We start from the raw sequence: 16,582 nt of genomic DNA on the forward strand, positions 1-16,582 counted from the left end.
TTCTAAAACAGAGCTGCCTCTTTGCGGCTCTTGCTCCTCATTACCAAAAAATTCAGTTCAAACACTACCTTTTTAATCTATAATATTTCATGCCTAAAATATACAAATGCCAAGAAGCAAAATCAGATATTACCCTATTAAAAGCACTGGATGATTCGCTTATTGCCTATAATACCAAGTTTCATGGAGTTAAAATATTTGATTTTGACGAGTGTGAAATAAAAAAAAGTATTGCTAACGCTTATCTTAACACAAACGTAACAGCCTCTGCTTTTAGTCCAAATCGTGAATTTTTTGCTTTTGTCAACAATCGAATTATTTATATTTTAGAGATACAATCTAAAGAAATTGCATATACCATTGAGACTCATGACGAAGATATTGATATTATAACTTTTGACCCATCTTCAAACTATATTATCGCCGGAAGCAAAAACGGCAGAGTTCTTCAATACAAAACAAATCAGCCATCGCTTCTCTCCAGACTCTGCTCTTTTCCATACGACAGAAAGAGAATAACAAGAGAGAGCCAAAACTATGTAAGCTCATTTGCATTTTACAATAACTCTTTTGCATGTAGCGGTTATGGGGGTGCTATCTATATAATCGACCTCTACTCGCAGACAAATACAAGCATTCTTACCTACAATAAAACCCGCATTAACGCTCTTTGCTTTTTAAATAAAGATACGCTTATATGCGCAAAAGACAACGGAAAAATAGACATTGTCTCGCTCTTAGATGAAGAGAGTCATAAGAGCATAGATACGCCTATCGCATCAATTAATAGAATAATTGTAATGCCAAATCCAAACTATATTTTAGTAAGCGGCAACTCGAATATAATTACGATTATTGATGTGAAAAATTGCAAAATTGCGCATAGTAAATATATTGAGCTTGATTCTAAAATAAAATTTGTAGATATTGTAAAGAGTGATTCGCTTGTTGTCGCTCTTCAAAACAACGATATCTTGCATATTGAACTTCCCGGTATCACAAGATTAAAATCTCTAATTGCCCACAATGCACTCAAAGAGGCCTTTGAACTAATTGCCAAAGAGCCTATGCTTCAAGGCTCACATGAACATAAAGCTCTTGAGGAGAGGTTTGAAAAAAGTTATGAGATCGCTCTAAAAGCGCTTATCAATCAAAACAGAGCTTATGCCACCCAGATTCTAAGCCCATACAGAGATATAAAATCAAAAGAGAGTGTCATAAAAGAGCTCTTTGGCGCTTTTGAAAACTACCTTAGATTTCAAGCGCTCTTTTTAGAAAAAAAGTATGCCCTAGCTTATGCCATCTGCTCTAAACATGAGCCTCTAAAAAGAACAGTTCAATATAAAAAAATGGAGCAGATTTTCAGACTCGCCTTCTCAAACGCCCAAAGGCATATTGTACAAAATAACATAGCTGGTGCCAGAGCTCTTTTTGCCGAGTACACAGGTGTAATCTCAAAAAAGCCTCTTATAAAACTTCTTCTTACACAAAACAGAGAGTTTGTAGACCTGCTAAGAGCCATACAAAAGAGGGATTTTCAAACTATAAACAAGCTTGTAGATAAAAATGAACTCTTTAAGCAGATACCAAACTATATAGCTATGAATAACCAAATAGAGGAGACTCTCCTTGAGGTTGAGAAAAATATAAAAGCGGCACAAATCGACAAAGCAGAAGAGCTTCTGCTTACTCTTGAGAAGATTCCTCATATAAGCCAAAAGAGAGAAGAACTACAGCTAAAATGCAAACATGCAAAATTGCTTCAAAATGCGTATGAAGAGAACGACTTTAAGCGCTGCTATGAACTTTTAGACCTATATAAGTTTCTAAGAAGCACGGAACTGGGAATACTTCTTGAGAAACACTGGTCAAAACTTATGCAAAAATGCGAGGAGTACGCGCTTGAGGGGAGTATAAAAGATATTAAAAAGACATTGGGTCAGCTTCTTGGTTTACCCAGCAGAAGCAACAAGGTAGGAGATCTTCTGAGGGTGAGCTTTCATACAAGAATAGGCATCTTAATGGAGAAAAATAATTTTAAGGGTGCAGAGGCGATAATCTATACCTATATAGATATATTCGGGGTAGACAGCGAGATTAGCCATCTTATGAAAAAGTTTGAAAAAATCTCATCTCATAAACTTGCTATAACACAATCCCATGAAGATAGACCCACAAGAGACAGCTGGAGATACAACGATATTATAATGAAGGGGCTGTAAGCTTTAAAAGCGTATCTAAGGTATCGTTAAAATCGCTCTTTTGCATCGAATTTTGAATCAAAAACTTCTCCATCTCACCTTTTTTAGCTATTGCTTCATCCAAGTCCGGATCTCCGCCCTTCGTGTACGCACCTATACGAATCAACATCTCATTCTCTTTGAGGATTGTATAGAGTCTTCTAAATTTCAGAACTGCTTTGAGATGCTCGTCCGAGATGATGTCATTCATAACCCTAGAAGCAGAGTTTAGTATATGTACCGGCGGATATATACCGAAGTCTGTAAGTTCGCGTGAGAGCACTATATGACCGTCTAAAATAGAGCGAGACTGATCTGCAATCGGATCGCTCATATCATCGCCCTCTATCAAAACGGTAAAAAAAGCAGTAATCGAGCCTTTGCCCTCCTCTTTTCCTGCACGCTCCATAAGCTGTGGAAGCAGTGTGAGTGATGATGGCGGGTAACCTTTTGAAGTAGGAGGTTCGCCAAGGGCTAAACCTATCTCTCTTTGAGCCATCGCAAATCTAGTCACGGAGTCCATGATAAACAAAACATCAAGTCCCTGATCTTTAAAAAACTCAGCCACACTCATAGCTGCAAAAGCACCGTACTTTCTCATAAGCGGGGAGTCGTCAGATGTAGCCACCACGATTACGGTATTTTCAAGGTTTCCACCTAGATTTTTCTCTATAAACTCAGGAACCTCCCTACCTCTCTCGCCTATAAGTGCAACAACTTTTATGGGGGCATCAGAGCCTCTTACAATCATTCCCATAAGTGTTGATTTTCCGACACCGCTTCCCGCAAATATACCGAGTTTTTGACCTTTTCCGCAGGTCAAGAGCCCATCTATACTCTTCACCCCGACGCTAAAAATCTCATCTATCATGCCGCGCTTCATGGCTGCAATGGGCGCTTTAATAATCGGCATAAGTTTAGAGCCGTTTACAACTCCTTTGCCATCAATAGGTCTCATAAACGGGTCTACAACGCGTCCGAGCAGAGATTGACCTACCGGAATATTTAAACCGGTTTGGTCTAAAAAGACTCTATCTCCAGAACAAAATCCCTCAACAAAGCTAAAAGGCGTAATAAAAAATGTAGCACCGTCTATCTCGGTAACCATCCCGATAGTCTCTTGGTTGGTATCGTTTGAGATAATCTTTACTATATCGCTTATGCTCACTTTTAACCCGCGAGCAGTAATTACGGTTGCATTTATTTTAACAACCTCGCCGAATGCGACCGAATATTTTTTATTTGAGATTCTGTTTTTTAGTGAAGAAAAAGGCATTAAAAATCTCCCTGCTTTTGAGTCTGTCTAATAACGTGAACCCGTAGGAGAGTTTATCAAAGAGAAAAATTCGCTTCTTGTTTTCTCATCTTTTTTAAATAGTCCGCGCAGAGCCGATGATGTCGTAGTTGAGTTTATCTTCTCAACGCCTCTCATCTCCATACACATATGCCTTGCCTGAATAACGACCGCTACACCCTTTGGCGCTATGGTATCCATGATTGCATCGGCTATCTGCTCCGTCAACTGCTCTTGAATCTGCATACGACGGGCAAAAACATTTACGACACGTGGGATTTTTGAGAGTCCTACTACCTTTCCATCTGGAATATATGCCACATGCACACGCCCGATAATAGGCAGAAGATGATGCTCGCAAGTGGAGTAAAACTCTATATCTTTTAGAAGAACCATCTCGTCATTTGAGCTTGTAAATAGCGCAGATTTGAGTATCTCTCTTGGGTCCTCTTTATAACCGCCAAATATAAACTCATATGCTTTTTTAACTCTCTGAGGAGTTTTTAAAAGCCCTTCCCTCTCAGGATTTTCTCCCACATGAAACATCATGGTCTTTACGGCATTTTCAAATTTCGTATCTTCGTTATCGGACAATTTCACTGCCTTTGTAAGGTTTTTATAACGATAGAGTATCAAGAAATAGCTGAGAAAATGATGTGATGATTTTTTAAGAAGTTTTTTAGCACCATAAAATTCTTCTAAAGAACTTCTTGGACTTTTTCCAAAAAGAGCGGCACTGATGTAACATCTTTGTATATGCCTAAAAAGTAGCTAAGTTTCTCTTTTTGTTTATCAAAAATCGGACTAATAGTGACATCTTCATAAACCATGTTTCCATCTTTGGTATAGTTACAGATATTTACTTCTACAGACTTTTGCGCACTTATTGCTTCTCTTATCTGTTTAAGAGCTTCCTGCTCTGTATCGTTGCTATGTAAAAAGCGGCAATTTTGACCTACCGCTTCTTCATACTCATACCCAAACAACTCACAAAATGCCTCATTAACATAAATTATGGGGTTGTCATATTCATTTGGGCTAGTGACAACTATAGGATTTTTTGATTGCTCTATTATCTCAAAAAACTGCTCTTTAAGCTTTATGTATTTGCTAATTTGCTCACTTTTAAGCATATAGTATCCGCCGTATATATTTACAAGATTAAGACATGGAGCTAATTTTCTAAGCCCTGTTATAAAATTGCGCACACTTTTTTCATTGAACTCTCTATCTAAAGAGTCATGCAGTTCATAAGATATATCTAAATTTAGAACAGGTTTGTTTATATGCTTAACTAAAAATTTAAACAACTTTTTCTGTGAAATGGACAATTTAATATCCACCCCCTCTACTGAGAGAGACTCTGTTTCCATACTCCAGTAGCAGCTGCTTGATAATCTTATTAACCTATTGTTCTTCATGTTTCAATCTTATTTAAATTTTTTATTTGTTTTTATAGTATCAAGTTTTATTAAAATAGTGTATAAACTCATCCATAGGCAAGGCACTTGAGTGGTAAAAACCTTGTGAAAAGTCACATCCAATTTTTTTTAATTTCAGATACTGCTCTTTTGTCTCTATTCCTTCTGCCTGTACTTTGAGATTAAAAAGTTTTGCCGTATTTACTATAGATTTTACAATATTTAAATCATTTTCATCTTGAGCTATGTTTTTTATAAACAATCTGTCTATCTTTAACTTGTCAACTTTGAAATTTTTTAGATTATTCAGACTTGAGTGCTCTACTCCAAAATCATCCAAGGCTATTTTAAATCCCATCAAATGGAGAGTTTCTATGTTCTCTTTTGCTATAGAAGCATTTTTCATTATCTGATTTTCTACAATTTTGAGTTCTATTTGCGATTTGTCTATCCCAAAGTTTTTTGATGCATCCGATACATTTGAAGAAAAAGTTGGACTAAAAAACTGACTCTTTGATATATTGATAGACATGGTTAGTTTCTTATTTAAAAAAGTTTCATTCATTATTGCCAGATCATTTAAAACTTTTGAAACAACCATGCAGTTAAACTCTTTATCCAGATCTCCTGCTAAGATAAGTTCCAAAAACTCATTTGGTTCCAGTATGCCCCTTTTGCTATGATACCATCTTACAAGCGCCTCTGCCCCTATGATGGAGTTAGTACGGAAATCTATAACCGGTTGATAATGCATGACAAATTCATTTTGTTCCAATGCTCTTCTTATCTCTGTTTTCATTGATAATTTTGTAGCTGCCTCACATAACATCGACTTGTTATAAATTCTAAAATCATCTCTTTTGTTTTTTTTAACCTCATACATGGCTATGTCGGCATTTTTCAAAAGTTCTTGGCTTGTCGCTCCATGTTGCGGATATTGCAATGCCGATAGAGAGCGTTACATTGAAGATATGCGTATCTATCTCTATCGGCTCTCTGATTTTATTCTGTAGCTTAAGCGCTAACTGCTCTAATATCTCTATATTTTTTATATCTTTGGCTATTAAAACAAATTCATCGCCTCCTATCCTAGCTACTATATCATCCTCTCTAACACTGTTTAAAAGTCTCTTCGCTATGGTAACGAGCATTTTATCGCCTACATCATGACCGTATGTATCATTCACCTCTTTAAACTTATCTACATCTATAAAAAACAGAGCCATTTTGGAGCCGTTGCGTGAAGATTCTTGAAGTATACTTTTGAGTTGTTTTTTAAAATAAGATCTATTTGGAAGCGTAGTCAGCGAATCATAATTTGCATGATAGTAGATTTTTTTGTCTGCTTCTTTTAATATTGTAATATTTGAAGAGATATGGATAAGATATTTTGAAGTTGTATAAAAAAATAGAGATTCAAATAAAGTAGAATCTTCAAGTTCTTGAATACTGAAGCTCTTTGATGTAATTAGTTGAGATTTTATATACTCGAATGTTACCTCATATGGTTTAATCTTATCAAAATTTAAACTTTCTTTCTCTGACATCTCAATACCGTAAGCTTTTATGTAGTTACTGTTTGCATAGAAAAAATTTCCATTTTCTTCATAAACGGCTATTCTTGAAGGATGCAAATCTACAATATCTACAAAAACATTATTTATACTCAAAACTACCCCGTTGTCTTAAAAATTTAAAGAGATTAAACTATTTTGCTAAATTTGGGTAATAGTATCGAAAAAGTGTCTAGTAAATTACTACTATTGTACAAAGAGGTCGGAAATAAGTGGAGGTTTAATGATATGCGGGATCTCTTCCGCATATCAAAAATATTGATCTACATAATAAAAATATGCGGAACAATAAACGGATATTTTTTCATCTTTCTATAGATATGTTTTCTAACAACCTGACGAAGATCATTTTCGAGTGCTCTTGGATTCTCAAGAAGCCCCTCTTTGATATTTACAAGGAAGTGCTCTAGAACTTCCTCTATCTCTTTAGCAAAAAACTTATCTTGCTTGTCTGCAACAATTCCAAATGATGTCACTATCGGCTTAGATAGCATTGTCGAGTGCTGTCCGTCAATCTGAGCAACAATCATTACAACACCGTCTGATGCAAGTTTTTGACGATCTAGCACAATGTCATCTTCTATTTTATGGTTATTTTGATTGTCAATATATGTTTTACCCGTTCTTACGGTTTTTACTTTTCTCATATATTTAGGAGCAATCTCAATAGTGTCTCCATCATTCATGATATGTATATTACGCTCCGGAACACCACACATTACTGCAGTCTCTTTATGTTTCATAACATGATTGTACTCACCGTGAATCGGTAAAAAGAACTTAGGATTTACCAGACGGAGCATAAGTTTCTGCTCCTCAATGGAACCGTGACCGGACACATGTAGCTCTCTGTCTTGGGCGACTTTTGCTCCTGCGCGCTGAAGGTAGTTTAACATTCCGGAGATTGAGCCTTCATTTCCCGGGATTGGGCGAGATGAGAGAACGATTAAATCGGTCGGCTTAATTTTGACATGTCTATGCTCGCCGATTGACATCCTAAAAAGCGCAGAACTTGGCTCGCCTTGTGAACCTGTAGTGATTATAAGAACATCTTTGTCGTTGAGATGCGCTATCTGGTCAGGTTCTACAAATATATTTTTTGGCAGTTTTATATAGTCATACTGCATTGCAACTTCAATGTTTCTCTCCATTGAGCGACCGATGACACATACTTTACGTCCATACTTTACGCCATACTGTATCGCCTGGTAAACACGGTGAACATTTGAGCTAAATGTTGAGAGGATTACTCTTCCCTCAGCCTTTGCAAACACTCTATCAAGCGCAGGTGCAACATTGAGTTCTGATAGTGTAGGTGCGATGTTATGAGAGTTGGTAGAGTCACTCAAAAGACAAAGAACGCCTCTATCGCCGTAATGAGCAAGTCTATGTAAATCTGCCGTATAGCCGTCTACCGGAGTATGGTCAATCTTAAAGTCACCCGTATGGATAATCGTTCCTGCGCTTGTTGTAATAGCCAATGATGACGAATCTATAATAGAGTGCGTCATATGCATCCACTCTACTTCAAAATCATTGCCAATTTTATATAGTTTTCTTTTTTCGATAGGGTTGAGATACTGTTTAAAATCTTTTATATGGTGTTCATCAAATTTACTGCCTATCATAGCCAAAGGAAGAGGTGAGGCATATATAGGAAACTGCATCTCTTTATAGAGGTACGGCATCGCTCCGATGTGATCCTCATGGGCATGGGTAATGACTACTGCTTTAATTTTGTTTCTTATCTCACGAATATATGTAAAATCCGGCACCAAAATATCAACGCCATGCATGTCCTCATCCGGAAAACTCATACCGACGTCTACTAATATGGCCTCTTTTTCTGTTTCAATTACCATGATATTTCCGCCGATTTCACCAAGGCCTCCAAGCGGAGTTATGCGAATCTTCTCATTTGAGTTCAGATCGAGTTTATAGTGCGGATTAAGTCTCTGCTTATGCGCCTCTTGATTTATCTCGACAAATGCCTTTAAGTTATCATTTATTGGTGTGCTTTGGCGTCGGCGACCTCTTGACGCGTTCTTATTTTTAGCGTTACCTGCGGGAGCGGCCGCTGCTTGCTTGTTGTCGTCTTGACCACTTGGTCTACTTGGGTTGTTGTGTCTTTTATTGTTGTTATATTGTTTACGATTTTCTTGAGAAGTGCTTTTAACACTTTCTTGCTTCTCTTGTTCCATCCAAACTCCTTGTTAGTTTATAGAGTTGGTGATAGTCATTTGTACAGACCTGATGAGGACGAATCGTTTGTGCTAGGCTAAGTTTCTCAAAAACTTCTTGAAGTATATTTTTTTCATAAACGGCAGAGAGATTTTTCATAAGAGTTTTGCGAGGCTGCGTAAATGCAACTCTAAGCATATCCTCAAAATCTTTGTCAAATCTATCACTCTGTTTTTCTATCAAAAAAACTGCGGAGTCTATTTTTGGCTGAGGCTCAAAAGCACTTGGGGGGACCTTCACAATCAATTGCGCTTCCCCTGCACTCTGAGTTATAATACTCAAAGAACCAAATACCTTATCGCCTTCATGTGCACAAAACTTCTCTGCCACTTCAAGCTGTACCATTACAAGTATATTTTTGCATTTTGAATCTGCGAGGGCTTTTAGAATTATGTTAGTCGCTATATAGTATGGCAAATTCGCCACCAAATCATACGACTCATCTATAAGCTCACTCTTCCAAGTAGTCAATACGTCTCCACAATTAATGTGGAGCTGCTTGGTTGCGATCTCTTTTTCAAACTTTTTTTGTAACAGTTTACACAAATCGGTATCGACCTCAAAAGCTTCTACACTTTTGACATCTACTAAATATTTAGTTAAATCACCTAAGCCAGGCCCAATTTCTACAATTTTATTGTTATTGTTGGGCATCGCTTCGACGATTTTTCGTAAAACAGTCTCGTCTTTTAAGAAATTCTGTCCGAACTTCTTTTTAGCTATAATTTTTTCCATTGACTGACATCATATAGTAATTTTGCTTACAATTGATTAATATCAATAAAAATAACTTTAGTGTACACTACTTTTTTAAAGCTGAATTTATTGTTAAGAGGCTATTATTAGACAATCGTATAATAATTATAAATAAAACCACATTATTTTATGTTTCATGTGAAACATTTGAAATACCAAAACTAACTATAAGCCATTGTGTGTATAATTTCACTATATTACAAAAGGTAGAGTTTTGAACTATTTTGCAAAAAGAATTATTCCATGTCTTGACGTTAAAGATGGACGCGTTGTCAAAGGTGTCAATTTTGTCGGACTTAAAGATGCGGGCGATCCGGTAGAAGTCGCGAAGAGATATAACGAAGAGGGAGCGGATGAAATTACATTTTTGGACATCACTGCTTCAAGCGACAACCGCGATACTATTGTAGATATAGTAGCTCAGGTTGCGCGTGAAATCTTTATCCCCTTAACAGTCGGCGGCGGAATCAGAAAACTTGATGATATATACAAACTTTTAAATGTCGGATGCGATAAAGTTAGTGTGAACTCTGCGGCGATTAAAAGACCAGAGCTTATAAACGAGGGCGCGAAAAGATTCGGTTCGCAGTGCATTGTAACTGCAATCGATGTCAAAAAAACAGGCAATAGATATAACGTCTATCTAAACGGCGGTCGTGTAGATACAGGCATAGATGCAGTAGAGTGGGCAAAAGAGGTGGTTGATCGCGGAAGCGGTGAGATACTTTTAACCTCAATGGATGCAGACGGAACAAAAGCGGGATTTGAGCTCAACATAACCGAGCAGATAAGCCGTGCAGTTAATGTCCCAGTTATCGCAAGCGGCGGAGCGGGAACTATGGAGCATATAAAAGAGGCGTTTTTGCACGGTGCAGATGCAGCACTCGCAGCGAGTATCTTTCACTACAAAGAGATAAATATTATGGATTTAAAACGCTATCTTCATGACAATAACATACCGGTAAGACTGTAGAGATGAGTATATGATAATATGTGCAGGAAACAGCGAAACCTTCGATTTTGCTACTCCAATGGGAGTAGGGCTAATTGAATCCGCTATAAATCTCACAAGGCTCTGTCTCTTTGATAAGCCTGAATTTTTACTCTTTGTAGGAAGTGCGGGAAGCTACGGCGAGCATAAGATATTTGACATCATCGAGTCTAAAACAGCTTCAAATATAGAGCTTGGGTTTTTAAGCAACGATGCATATACCCCTCTGGATAATGTAATCTCTACTAACACAGAGCAAACAAAAAAAGATGTTATAGTCAACTCATCCAATTACATTTCAACAAATGAAGAGCTCACAAAAAAGTTTCTAAACCTCGGCATAGGCATAGAAAACATGGAGTTTTTTGCTGTTTTAAAAGTGGCGCAGGAGTTTGATATTCCTGCCGGCGGAGTCTTCTGCATAACTAACTACACTAACAAAAATGCGCATGAGGATTTTTTAAAAAATCACGAAGAGGCAAAAAAAATTCTAGAACAGCATATAAAAAAAAGAGTCACGGAGCTTACTAAAAAATGAAACCCTCACTTCTTGATTTTAAACTCAAAGAGTTACAAGAGATTGTAAAACCATCATTTAGAGCAAAACAGATTTACGGCTGGCTCTATCATAACTACGCGCAAAACTTTGATGAGATGAAAAACATACCAAAGGCACTTAAAGATGAGCTCTCTGAAAAATTTGTCGTAAATCCTCTAAAGATAGTAAAAAAAGAGATATCAAGCGATGGCACAATCAAGTACCTTTTTGAACTCCAAGACGGCAAAACCATAGAGGCTGTATGGCTGAAGATGAAAGAGACGCTTACAGATGAAGCCGGCGAAGTTACACAGGAGGCGAAATATACAATCTGCGTATCCACTCAAGTCGGCTGTAAAGTCGGTTGTGCGTTCTGTTTAACTGCAAAAGGCGGTTTTACAAGAGATCTCACTGCAGGAGAGATTGTAGGGCAGGTCGTGGCTTTAAAGCGGGACAATGAGCATAAACACAATAGAATGATAAATATAGTCTACATGGGAATGGGAGAACCTCTCGATAATCTTGATAATCTCGCACGTGCTATAGAGATTTTCAAAGAGGAAGAGGGATTATGCATATCGGGCAAAAGACAGACCGTATCTACAAGCGGGCTTAGCAGCAAGATAGATAAGCTCGGAGAGATGGATTTGGGCGTTCATATAGCTATTTCACTTCATGCGGTCGATGATGAGCTTAGAACTGAGCTTATCCCTATGAACAAAGCCTACAATATCTCCTCTATTATAGAGGCAGTTAAACGCTTTCCAATTGACACCAGAAAAAGAGTTATGTTTGAGTATTTGGTTATTAAAAATAAAAACGATGACATAGCTTCTGCTAAAAAACTTGTAAAGCTACTCTCAGACATAAAAGCTAAGGTAAACCTTATCTACTTCAATCCTTATCCGGGGACAGAGTATGAGCGACCTTCAAAGAGCGATATGATAGCTTTTCAGGAGTATCTACTAAATCATGGGCTTTTATGTACCATACGCGACTCTAAGGGAATCGATATAAGTGCTGCATGCGGACAATTAAAAGAACAGGATGAGTTTGGCAAGGCTAAAGAGAGAGACAACCTAGATAAAAAAACAGAGAGTGAACTATAGTGGGCTACGTAGAGATATTTCAGATAATATTTTTAGTTATTGTTTTTGTCGTTGGCATAATTGGCTTTATGAAAGCTGCAACAAAGGATAAATAAAAAATGTTATCATTGTGTATAAAATTTAAAAAAGGAGATTAATATGGCTTACAAAAAAACAAACTCAGACAGAATAAAAAGAATCTATCAACTTTGCGAGGATCACTTTGGAGGTGTTCGTTTTGTGGGGGTTAAATACCATAGAAAAATGGGATGGATTGCAAAGGTACAATTTGATGATGGTTTTGAAAGTCTTACTGCTGATGGAGAGTCAGGCAGTGAAGCGCTGCGCAATCTAAAAAATCGTGTTAAAAAGATCATCAAAAGATACAACGCAGTTTAATATAAACTGCCCTCATTAACTTATAACAAAACGACCAACACACCAGGGAGGTCGTTTATAAGCATAATGATACCCTACATATATAAATAATACATAAAAATTTATTTCACTCTTAAAAAAAAATTTATTATAAAAAAATGTACTGAATTTTTTCTGCTTGTGCACTATTCACACATTGTTCTAATGTGTGAATAGGCCAGAGAATAGTTTGAAGTAAATTTGAAAATTTTCTTCTTTTTTAAGAATTAATTTATATAAATACTTGCTGAATTCTAAATTTTCATATATTGCTTAAACTCCCTATTTTAGGGCATTGTAATAATTTTAGCAGAGATTATAATATAATTTTTTAAAATGTCTTTGAAAGATGCAAATAGTTATTCACATACTCAAACTTATTGTTATATTTCTTACAATACTCTATATATGGTTTTCATATTCTCCAGGCAAACTTTTTCAAAATCTACACTGCTTTTTATCTGATAATTTTTTCCGTACAGTTCAAACTCTAACTCATTTGCATGTAGAAGCAATCTTCTGGCACCACTAATTTTTACTCTTGTCTCTCTATCGAGTTCTCTGTCGAGATACTTTACAATATTCTCTTCGTCTTGCCCATAAACCGGATCACCGACTATAGGATGTTTCACATGGAACATATGAACTCTTATCTGATGTTGTCTTCCTGTGTGCGGAGAACACTCAATCATAGTCATATCTAACTCCGGATAATATTTAATCGGTTTCACATATGTCAATGATTTCTTTCCGCTCTCGTCAACTTTAACAACCATTCTTATAAGTGCGCTTTTTTCATCATCGTATCTAAGCAGAGGAGCATCAATGCGAAGCTCATCTTTTAACTCTCCATGAACCATTGCCAAATACTTCTTTTTCATCTCCCGCTCTTGGAACATCATCTTTATATCAACTTCGCTCTTTTTATCTTTTGCACACAAAACCAGTCCGCTTGTCTCCTGATCTATTCTATGAGCAATGTTTGCATCCATTCCAAACTGAAACTTTAGCTCGTCTATAAGAGAGTAGGGAGTGTGCCTGTTTTGAGGATGAATAAGCATTCCGCTTGGCTTGTCGAAAACCACAAACCTCTCATCTACTATATGCGACGCCAAACCTTTTGAAATAGGTTCAAAATAGATAAACTCAAATTCGCCCTCTAAAAAGTCAGATGGCTTCGTAATCGGAACACCATTTATAAGAACTCTTCCTACTGCTATATATCTTTGAATATCTCTTTGAGAGTATCCCAATTCTCGCTTGAAGAAAAGAAAAGCGCTCTCTCTTTCCTGTGCAAACATTTTTTTAATTATAAATGGCAATATTTAATCCTTCTGTTAGAGTATTTTTTGTAAAATCATTACTTACCAAAAAGAAATTTTACAATAATCAGGTTGAATAAATGATCGAAAGATACTCAAGAGAAGAGATGAGCTCTAAATGGACGATGCAGGCAAAATATCAAGCTTGGCTAGATGTAGAAAAAGCGGTTGTAAAAGCTTGGAACAAACTGGGACTTATTCCTGATGAAGATGCCAAAAAGATTGTTGAGAATGCAGCATTTGACATAAAAAGAATCGATGAGATAGAGGCTATCACTCGCCATGATCTTATAGCATTTACAACAAGCGTCTCTGAAACTCTAGGCGAAGAGAGCAGATGGTTTCACTACGGCATGACAAGTTCAGATACGGTTGACACTGCTGTAGCACTACAGATGAAAAGCTCTCTGGAGTTAATCATAGAAGATGTAAAGATGCTCATGGAGTCCATCAAAAAAAGAGCGATGGAACATAAGATGACTCTTATGGTTGGACGCAGCCACGGCATACATGGAGAACCTATAACATTCGGACTTGTGTTAGCTGTTTGGTATGATGAAATGGCAAGGCATTTAGAGAATTTGGAACAAACACTTGATGTTATAAGTGTAGGACAGGTTAGCGGAGCAATGGGCAACTTTGCTCACGCTCCGCTAGAGCTTGAGGAGTATACATGCGAAGAGCTGGGATTAAAACCCGCACCTGCATCTAACCAAGTTATTCAGCGCGACCGTTATGCAAGACTTGCTACTTCGTTGGCTCTTATGGCAAGCAGTATAGAGAAGTTTGCAGTTCAAGTTCGCCACTGGCAGAGAACTGAGGTATATGAGTGTGAAGAGTATTTTGCAAAGGGTCAAAAAGGCTCATCTGCAATGCCGCATAAACGCAATCCTATACTAACAGAGAACATAACAGGTTTGGCAAGAATGATAAGAGCTTACGCGATACCTGCCATGGAAAACGTAGCGCTTTGGCACGAGAGAGATATCAGCCACTCTTCAACTGAGAGGTTCTGGCTTCCAGACTCATTTATAACAAGTGACTTTATGCTTCACCGCATGAACAATGTAATCGCTAACCTAACGGTATATCCTGAGAACATGATGAGAAATCTCAATCTTACCGGCGGACTTGTCTTTTCTCAAAGAGTTCTTTTGGAACTTCCGCTAAAAGGTGTCAGCCGCGAGGATGCTTATCGCATAGTTCAAAGAAATGCAATGATGGTCTGGGAAGAGATACAGCAGGGCAAACCTACCACAAATGAGAAGGGTGAATCTCTCTACCTAAACCATCTCTTGGCGGACGAAGAGCTAAGAGCAAGTTTGAGCGAAGAGGCAATTCGCGAATGCTTCAATTTTGACTACTATACAAAAAATGTAGATAAAATTTTCAAGAGAGTTTTCAACCAATAAATGACATAATTGTGCTAATATTCATTAGCAAAATCAAAAGTCGTTAAGCACTTATTTGTGCTTAATGCAACATAGCAGGAAATCATATGATAACAATTATAAAAAGAAACGGCAGAACAGAACCGCTGGATATTACAAAAATACAGAAGTATACATCCGCTGCCGTAAAAGACTTAGATAACGTCTCTCAAAGCGAACTTGAAGTCGATGCGCAGATACAGTTCCGCGACGGCATAACATCAAAAGAGATACAGCAGACACTTATTAAAACAGCAGTTGACAAGATAGACATAGATGCTCCTAACTGGACCTTTGTTGCTTCAAGACTTTTCTTGTTTAACCTCTACCATCAAGTAAACGGATTTACGGGCTACTCATCACTAAAAGAGTATTTCCAAAGAGGGGAAAAAGAGGGGAAAATTCTTCTTGGCCTAAAAGAGATGTACAACCTTGACGAGCTTGAAAAGCATATAAAACCAGAACGAGATATGCAGTTTAACTATCTTGGCGTTAAAACGCTCTATGACAGATATCTCATAAAAGACAGAAACTCAGACCCTATAGAGTTGCCGCAGCATATGTTTATGGCTATTGCTATGTTCTTGGCGCAAAGAGAAGAGAAAAAAGAGGAGTGGGCTATAAAATTTTACAACATGGTTTCTAAGTTTGAAGTCATGCTTGCAACGCCGACACTGAGCAATGCGAGAACACCTAGACATCAGCTTAGCTCATGCTACATCGGTTCAACTCCAGACAACATAGAGGGAATCTTTGACTCGTACAAAGAGATGGCGCTTCTTTCAAAATTTGGCGGAGGAATCGGCTGGGATTGGACAAATGTCCGCTCAATGGGCTCTTATATAGACGGACATAAAAATGCGGCCGGCGGAACTATACCGTTTCTAAAAATCACAAACGACATAGCTGTTGCCGTTGATCAGCTGGGAACCAGAAAAGGTGCTATTGCGGTTTATATGGAGCCTTGGCATATAGATATAAACGACTTTTTGGATTTGAAGAAAAACTCAGGCGAAGAGCGTCGTCGTGCGCATGATCTTTTCCCCGCACTCTGGATAAACGATCTCTTTATGCAAAGAGTTCAGGAGGACGGCATCTGGACACTTTTTGATCCTTATGACTGCAAAGAGCTCACCATGCTTCACGGCAAAGAGTTTAACAAAAAGTATGAAGAGTTTGAAAAAGATGATACTCTTGTAAAAGAGAAGGTGAAAGCAAAAAATCTCTGGAAAAAAATTCTCACATCATATTTTGAGAGCGGCAGTCCATT

General features: G+C 37.5%; 15 protein-coding genes. 7 read left to right on the top strand and 8 right to left on the bottom strand.

Features of this window, described 5'->3' with window-relative positions:
• The first annotated feature begins 89 nt into the window (after positions 1–89).
• Positions 90–2,222, top strand: a complete 2,133-nt coding sequence (locus tag RQ763_RS02495) for a hypothetical protein (RefSeq protein ID WP_314150955.1) — start codon at positions 90–92, stop codon at positions 2,220–2,222.
• Here the strand turns inward: RQ763_RS02495 and fliI are convergent.
• The 7 genes from fliI to rsmA all read right to left on the bottom strand — a co-directional run bounded on the left by fliI (position 2,203) and on the right by rsmA (position 9,505).
• Positions 2,203–3,516: a flagellar protein export ATPase FliI gene (gene fliI, locus RQ763_RS02500; RefSeq protein ID WP_314150956.1), complete on the bottom strand. Its 1,314-nt coding sequence runs from the start codon at positions 3,514–3,516 to the stop codon at positions 2,203–2,205. The genes RQ763_RS02495 and fliI overlap by 20 nt on opposite strands.
• Positions 3,517–3,543: 27 nt before the next feature.
• On the bottom strand, positions 3,544–4,128 hold the full coding sequence (gene folE / locus RQ763_RS02505; RefSeq protein ID WP_294927452.1) for a GTP cyclohydrolase I FolE: 585 nt from the start codon (positions 4,126–4,128) through the stop codon (positions 3,544–3,546).
• A gap of 104 nt (positions 4,129–4,232) precedes the next feature.
• Positions 4,233–4,907: a PAS domain-containing protein gene (locus RQ763_RS02510; protein ID WP_314150958.1), complete on the bottom strand. Its 675-nt coding sequence runs from the start codon at positions 4,905–4,907 to the stop codon at positions 4,233–4,235.
• 88 nt (positions 4,908–4,995) lie between these two features.
• Complete coding sequence (locus tag RQ763_RS02515) at positions 4,996–5,859, bottom strand: EAL domain-containing protein (RefSeq protein ID WP_314150960.1); 864 nt, start codon at positions 5,857–5,859, stop codon at positions 4,996–4,998.
• A complete protein-coding gene (locus tag RQ763_RS02520; RefSeq protein ID WP_314150961.1) occupies positions 5,831–6,625 on the bottom strand; it encodes a GGDEF domain-containing protein in 795 nt (264 codons plus the stop codon). Before RQ763_RS02520 ends, RQ763_RS02515 begins: the two co-directional genes overlap by 29 nt.
• 167 nt (positions 6,626–6,792) lie before the next feature.
• Entirely contained in the window at positions 6,793–8,730 is a 1,938-nt protein-coding gene (locus tag RQ763_RS02525) for a ribonuclease J (protein WP_314150963.1), read from the bottom strand.
• On the bottom strand, positions 8,702–9,505 hold the full coding sequence (rsmA, locus tag RQ763_RS02530) for a 16S rRNA (adenine(1518)-N(6)/adenine(1519)-N(6))-dimethyltransferase RsmA (protein WP_314150964.1): 804 nt from the start codon (positions 9,503–9,505) through the stop codon (positions 8,702–8,704). The genes RQ763_RS02525 and rsmA overlap by 29 nt, the downstream gene beginning before the upstream one ends.
• Before the next feature lie 235 nt (positions 9,506–9,740).
• On the opposite strand from rsmA, the gene hisF reads away from it, so the two are divergent.
• The 4 genes from hisF to RQ763_RS02550 all read left to right on the top strand — a co-directional run bounded on the left by hisF (position 9,741) and on the right by RQ763_RS02550 (position 12,542).
• Positions 9,741–10,499: an imidazole glycerol phosphate synthase subunit HisF gene (gene hisF, locus RQ763_RS02535; RefSeq protein ID WP_314150966.1), complete on the top strand. Its 759-nt coding sequence runs from the start codon at positions 9,741–9,743 to the stop codon at positions 10,497–10,499.
• A 10-nt stretch (positions 10,500–10,509) separates the two neighbouring features.
• The gene (locus tag RQ763_RS02540; protein ID WP_314150967.1) at positions 10,510–11,055 is read left to right on the top strand and encodes a purine-nucleoside phosphorylase; all 546 of its coding nucleotides are present in this window, start codon (positions 10,510–10,512) and stop codon (positions 11,053–11,055) included.
• Entirely contained in the window at positions 11,052–12,164 is a 1,113-nt protein-coding gene (gene rlmN, locus RQ763_RS02545) for a 23S rRNA (adenine(2503)-C(2))-methyltransferase RlmN (protein WP_314150969.1), read from the top strand. Before RQ763_RS02540 ends, rlmN begins: the two co-directional genes overlap by 4 nt.
• A gap of 138 nt (positions 12,165–12,302) precedes the next feature.
• The gene (locus RQ763_RS02550; RefSeq protein WP_314150970.1) at positions 12,303–12,542 is read left to right on the top strand and encodes a hypothetical protein; all 240 of its coding nucleotides are present in this window, start codon (positions 12,303–12,305) and stop codon (positions 12,540–12,542) included.
• Positions 12,543–12,952: 410 nt separating this feature from the next.
• On the opposite strand, the gene RQ763_RS02555 is transcribed toward RQ763_RS02550, so the two are convergent.
• Positions 12,953–13,882 (bottom strand): RluA family pseudouridine synthase, encoded by a 930-nt coding sequence (locus RQ763_RS02555; RefSeq protein ID WP_314150971.1) that lies wholly within the window; start codon positions 13,880–13,882, stop codon positions 12,953–12,955.
• Between the two features lie 80 nt (positions 13,883–13,962).
• Between RQ763_RS02555 and purB the strand changes: the two genes are divergently transcribed.
• Together purB and RQ763_RS02565 are read left to right on the top strand one after the other, a co-directional pair.
• The gene (gene purB, locus RQ763_RS02560; RefSeq protein ID WP_314150973.1) at positions 13,963–15,294 is read left to right on the top strand and encodes an adenylosuccinate lyase; all 1,332 of its coding nucleotides are present in this window, start codon (positions 13,963–13,965) and stop codon (positions 15,292–15,294) included.
• Between the two features lie 89 nt (positions 15,295–15,383).
• Positions 15,384–16,582 (top strand): ribonucleotide reductase N-terminal alpha domain-containing protein (locus tag RQ763_RS02565; RefSeq protein ID WP_314150974.1); only part of this gene is annotated, 1,199 nt, incomplete at its 3' end.

This window comes from Sulfurimonas sp. (genome assembly GCF_032250635.1).
In the GTDB taxonomy this organism is placed as follows: domain Bacteria; phylum Campylobacterota; class Campylobacteria; order Campylobacterales; family Sulfurimonadaceae; genus Sulfurimonas.